The organism is Elioraea tepidiphila DSM 17972, assembly GCF_000378465.1.
GTDB classification, from domain to species: Bacteria; Pseudomonadota; Alphaproteobacteria; order Acetobacterales; family Acetobacteraceae; genus Elioraea; species Elioraea tepidiphila.
In genome coordinates this window covers 1-5,788 of the sequence record NZ_KB899930.1, presented here as the reverse complement: position 1 = coordinate 5,788, position 5,788 = coordinate 1, and the positions used below count along the sequence as shown (strand labels likewise).

Here is a 5,788-nt window from a genome sequence, read left to right as displayed (position 1 = left end):
CGCCTCGGCGGCGTCGCCCCCGCGCTCTGAGCCTGCAAGGTGTCGCGTTCGCCGTGTGCGGATGCGACACCTCTTCCCTTTCCGGTTGCTGGTATGTTTTCCTAGGAGTCGGATCGCGTCGCCCCGCGAGGAAGGATCCTGATGACGGCTGCCCCCGACTCCCCCATCCTCACCTTCCACCGCCTGATCGAGCAGGCCCGCCCGCCGATGCGCGCGGACCGCTCCGCCATCGGCACCCTGCCCACCCGCGCCTTCCGCTACTGCGAGGCCGTCACCACCGCCACCGCCTTCGGCTGGTACGTCTTCCCGCCGATCGGCCTGACCCTGATGTGGGACGGCAACCAGGTGTTCTGGACCTATGACGGCGCCGAGCATGACGGCTGGATTCCGCTGAACGGCAGCGCCCAGTTCCCCTATTTCGCCCAGACCTTCGACGCGGTCGCGCCCGAGGGCATCAAGGGCTTCTCGCCGCCCTTCCTCTCCGCGCTGCGCGAGCCCGGGGTGGTGCAGATCTGGTCCGGCCTGGTCGCGCGCACGATCCCCGGCTGGGGCCTGCTGGTGCGCAGCCCGCCCAACCTGCCGCGCGGGCATTACGAGCTCTATGAGGGCATCATCGAGACCGATCGCTGGTTCGGCCCGCTGTTCAGCAATATCCGCCTGACCAAGACCGACGTGCAGGTCCGGCTCGAGCCCGACTACCCGATCTTCCAGGCCGTGCCGCTGCCGCGCAGCCTCTACAGCGACGAGACCATGCACTCGGTGGCGGTGAAGACCCGCCTCGCCGACCTGACCGAGGACGACTGGGCTGACTACGAGGACACGGTGGTGCGGCCGAACGTCGATCCGAACCGCCAGCGCGGCGCCTATGCCATGCGCACGCGCAAGCGCCGCAAGGGCGACGCGCCGCACGCCGTCATGGCCGGCAGCGACGAGGACTGATTACCCGACGCACGAAGGTTTCACCTCCGTGCGCCAGCCATGAGCGTTCCCTTGGCGCGCAGCCGCCATACCAGCCCTGCGCGCGATCCCGTCCCTTCAGAACGGGATGTCGTCGTCGAGGTCCGCCCCGCCCTTCTTCGGCTCCCAGCCGCCCTGCCGGCCGCCGCCGCTCCGCGCCGCCGCGGGCTGGCGCGGCGCATAACCGCCCGGATCATCCTCCGCCCCGGCCCCGCCACCACGGCCGTCGAGCAGCGTGAGCTCGCCCCGGAACCGGCCGATCACCACCTCGAAGATCTCGCGCTCGTTGCCATCCTTGTCGGTGTACTTGCGGCTCTCCAGGCTGCCCTCGATGTAGACCTTGCTGCCCTTGCGCAGGTACTTCTCGGCGATCTCACCCAGCTTCTCGTTGTAGATCGCCACGCGGTGCCACTGCGTCTTCTCCTTCCGCTCGCCTGAATTGCGATCGGTCCAGGATTCGCTGGTGGCGACCGAGAAGGTCACAACCCGCCCGCCCGACTGCTGCATGGTCCGCACCTCGGGGTCGCGGCCGAGATTCCCCACCAGGATCACCTTGTTGACGCTGCCCGCCATGACCGGCCCCTTCCTTGCACCTCGCGCGCGACTGTAGGGCCTCCGCCCCGGCCCGTCCAACGACGGCGCCTGCCCTGCACTCTCGTCACTTGCGCCGCCGCCCCCATCTCTGGCCCACTCCGTTCCCCTTTCGTCCCCCGGGTGGCCCATGACCGACTCGATCCGCGTGCGCGGCGCGCGCGAGCACAACCTGAAGAATGTCGATGTCGAGATCCCGCGCCACAGCCTGACCGTGATCACCGGCCTCTCCGGCTCGGGCAAGTCCTCGCTCGCCTTCGACACCATCTACGCCGAGGGCCAGCGCCGCTATGTCGAGAGCCTCTCGGCCTATGCGCGCCAGTTCCTCGAACTGATGCAGAAGCCGGACGTGGACGCGATCGAGGGGCTCTCGCCCGCGATCTCGATCGACCAGAAGACCACGTCCCGCAACCCGCGCTCGACCGTCGGTACCGTCACCGAGATCCACGACTACATGCGCCTGCTGTGGGCGCGCGTGGGCGTGCCCTACTCGCCCGCCACCGGCCTGCCGATCGAGGCGCAGACCGTCAGCCAGATGGTGGACAAGGTGCTGGCCATGCCCGAGGGCTCGCGGCTGCTGCTGCTCGCCCCCGTCGTGCGCGGCCGCAAGGGCGAATACCGCAAGGAGCTCGCCGAGTTGCAGAAGCGGGGCTTCCAGCGCGTCAAGGTGGACGGGCAGTTGCACGACATCGACGCCGTGCCGGCGCTCGACAAGAAGCGCAAGCACGACATCGAGGTGGTGGTGGACCGCCTGGTCGTGCGCGAGGGGATCGCGCCGCGGCTCGCCGACAGTTTCGAGACCGCCCTGGCGCTGGCCGACGGCATCGCCTTCACCGAGAACGCCGACAGCGGCGAGCGCACCACCTTCAGCGCCAAGTTCGCCTGTCCGGTCTCGGGCTTCACCATCGCCGAGCTGGAGCCGAGGCTGTTCAGCTTCAACAACCCCGCCGGCGCCTGCCCCGCCTGCGACGGGCTCGGCGTCACCACCTTCTTCGATCCCGAGCTCGTGGTGCCCGACGAACGGCTCTCGCTCGCCGAGGGCGCGATCGCGCCGTGGGAGAACACCTCCTCGCCCTACTACCGCCAGACCCTGGAGAGCCTGGCGAAGCACCTGAAGGTCTCGACGCGCACGCCCTGGAAGGACCTGCCCGAGCGCGCGCGCGACGCCATCCTCAACGGGACCGGCGAGACACCCGTCACCATGCGCTACGAGGATGGCTTGCGCGCCTACGAGACGAAGAAGCCGTTCGAGGGGGTCGTCGCCAACCTGGAACGGCGCTGGCGCGAAACGGACAGCGCCTGGGTGCGCGAGGAGCTTGCCCGCTTCCAGGGCGAGGCGCCCTGCGAGGCCTGCTCCGGCTACCGCCTGAAGCCCGAGGCGCTGGCGGTGAAGATCGCGGGCAAGCACATCGGCGAGGTCTCGGCCTTCTCGATCCGCGAGGCGGATGCCTGGTTCCGCGCGCTCCCTGACCACCTCACGCCGCAACGCCAGGAGATCGCGCGCCGCATCCTGCGCGAGATCACCGAGCGGCTCGGCTTCCTCAACGACGTTGGCCTCGACTACCTCACCCTCGCGCGCGGCTCGGCCAGCCTCTCGGGCGGCGAGAGCCAGCGCATCCGCCTCGCCTCGCAGATCGGCTCGGGCCTCACCGGCGTGCTCTACGTGCTCGACGAGCCCTCGATCGGGCTGCACCAGCGCGACAACGAGCGCCTGCTCGGCACGCTCAAGCGCCTGCGCGACATCGGCAACACCGTGATCGTGGTGGAGCACGACGAGGACGCGATCCGCTCGGCCGATCACCTGGTCGACATGGGGCCCGGGGCCGGCCTGCATGGCGGCGAGGTGGTGGCCTCCGGCCCGCCCGAGACCGTGTTCGCCAATCCGCGCAGCCTGACCGCCGACTACATGGCGGGCCGCAAGCGCATTCCCGTGCCGGCGCGACGACGGCTTGCGGACCCGAAGCGGACCCTGCGCGTGGTCGGTGCGCGCGGCAACAACCTCAAGGAGGTCACGGTCGGCTTCCCGCTCGGCACGCTCACCTGCATCACCGGCGTCTCGGGCGGGGGCAAATCCACCCTCGTGATCGACACGCTCTACAAGGCGGTGTCGCGCCGGCTGATGGGGGCGCGCGAACATCCCGCGCCGCATGACCGGATCGAGGGGATCGAGCACCTCGACAAGGTGATCGACATCGACCAGTCGCCGATCGGCCGCACGCCGCGCTCCAACCCCGCGACCTACACGGGCGCCTTCGCCCCCATCCGCGACTGGTTCGCTGAACTGCCCGAGTCGCGCCAGCGCGGCTACAAGCCCGGGCGCTTCAGCTTCAACGTGAAGGGCGGCCGCTGCGAGGCCTGCCAGGGCGACGGCGTGATCAAGATCGAGATGCACTTCCTGCCGGACGTCTATGTCACCTGCGACGCCTGCAAGGGCAAACGCTACAACCGCGAAACGCTGGAGATCCAGTTCCGGCACAAGTCGATCGCCGACGTGCTCGACATGACCGTGGAGGAGGGTGTCACGTTCTTCCAGGCGGTGCCGTCGATCCGCGACAAGCTGCGCACGCTGAACGAGGTGGGCCTCAGCTACGTGAAGCTCGGCCAGCCGGCGACCACGCTCTCGGGCGGCGAGGCGCAGCGGGTGAAGCTCGCCAAGGAGCTGTCGCGCCGCGCCACGGGGCGCACGCTCTACATCCTCGACGAGCCGACCACCGGGCTGCATTTCGAGGATGTGCGCAAGCTGCTGGAGGTGCTGCACACGCTGGTGGAGGCGGGCAACACCGTACTGGTGATCGAGCACAATCTCGAAGTGATCAAGACCGCGGACTGGATCGTCGATCTCGGCCCCGAGGGCGGTGATGGCGGCGGGCGCATCGTCGCCCAAGGCACGCCCGAGCAGGTGGCGGCGACCCCGGGCAGCCACACCGGACGGTTCCTCGCCCCGGTGCTGGCGCGCGACGGGCAGGCGGCACCGCTCGCGGTGCCGAAGCGGCGGCGCGCGAGCGGCTGAGGCTGCGGCGCCCCAGCGCGCAGGATGCGGAAGGTCGGGCGCCCCGGTCAGGCGCTCGATCAGGCCCGGATCGTCCTCGCGCACATTGCCGACGCGCAGCGCGACCGGCCAGGCAATCAGGGCCTCGTCCGGGTACGGTCGCAGCAGGGCGCGCAGACGCTCCGGCGTGGCCGCCGCCTCGCCGAGCCAGGCGGACACCTCGAATAACCGGCCGGCTGGATGCTGCTGAGGGTCGTTGGGGGCGGCCGCGCTTGCGAGTGTGCCGGTTTCGAGCCTCTGCGGGGCTCTGCGGCGCAGGCTACGGGGGTTTTTCCGACGCCATGCCCGATCAAGCGGGCGCGGCTCTCCCCTCGATCCAGACCAGGCGGCGCATGTGGACACCTCCGATAACCGGTGTTTAGGCGCGTTGCTGGCGATTGGGTCGGCGTGAGTGGTGCGGTGATGCCGCGAGATGGGCGATGTGCGGTTGGCTGGGCCGCCCGCCGGCGCCTGCTCTGTCCTGCGAAAGGCTCAGGCGGGCAGGCTGTGCCTGTCGAGCCAGCACCATCGCTTCATGTTGTAGGCTCAGGACTCATTGTCCGAGCCAGAAGGTGACGGAGGCGGCGAGCGTGATGGCTGCGAAGAAGGTGTGCGCGCAGCGGTCGTAGCGCATGGCGATGCGTCGCCAGTCCTTGAGCCTGCCGAACATGATCTCGATGCGGTGGCGCTGGCGATAGAGCGCGGGATCGTGGGGGATGGGCCGCTTGCGCGAGCGGGTCGAGGGGATGCAGGGCGTGATGCCGCGGTTCTGCAAGGCGGTGCGGAAGCGGGCGCTGTCGTAGCCACGGTCGGCGATCAGCTCGCGGGCTGGCGGCAGTCGCGGGAGCATGATGGCAGCCCCTCGATGGTCGCTGGCCTGGCCCTCGGTGAGCAGCAGGACCACGGGTCGTCCCTGGCCGTCGCAGGCGGCGTGGAGCTTGGAGTTCAGGCCGCCCTTGGTTCGCCCGATACAGCGGGGAAAAGCCCCTTTTTCAGCAGGCTGGCAGCGGTGCGGTGCGCCTTGAGGTGGGTGCTGTCGATCATCAGGCGCTCGGGCACACCGCCCTCGGCGGCCAGGACCTCGAAGATGCGGTCGAACACGCCCATACGGCTCCGGCGGACAAAGCGGTTGTAGAGGGTCTTGTAGGGTCCGTAGGCCGCGGGCGCATCACGCCAGCGCAGGCCGTGGCGGATGACGTAGATGATGCCGCT

General features: G+C 69.6%; 3 protein-coding genes and 1 pseudogene. 2 read left to right on the top strand and 2 right to left on the bottom strand.

All coding sequences use genetic code 11. The annotated features are described in order from the left end of the window. The first annotated feature begins 141 nt into the window (after positions 1 to 141). Positions 142 to 939 (top strand): DUF6065 family protein, encoded by a 798-nt coding sequence (locus tag F563_RS0115435; RefSeq protein WP_019015589.1) that lies wholly within the window; start codon positions 142 to 144, stop codon positions 937 to 939. 96 nt (positions 940 to 1,035) lie between these two features. On the opposite strand, the gene ssb is transcribed toward F563_RS0115435, so the two are convergent. Next, positions 1,036 to 1,530, bottom strand: coding sequence for a single-stranded DNA-binding protein (gene ssb, locus F563_RS0115430; protein ID WP_019015588.1), 495 nt, complete (start codon positions 1,528 to 1,530; stop codon positions 1,036 to 1,038). 148 nt (positions 1,531 to 1,678) lie between these two features. On the opposite strand from ssb, the gene uvrA reads away from it, so the two are divergent. Then, positions 1,679 to 4,558, top strand: coding sequence for an excinuclease ABC subunit UvrA (gene uvrA, locus F563_RS0115425; RefSeq protein ID WP_019015587.1), 2,880 nt, complete (start codon positions 1,679 to 1,681; stop codon positions 4,556 to 4,558). Between the two features lie 571 nt (positions 4,559 to 5,129). Here uvrA and F563_RS25680 read toward each other — a convergent pair. Next, positions 5,130 to 5,788 (bottom strand): annotated as a pseudogene (locus F563_RS25680) (IS5 family transposase); the annotation flags it as partial.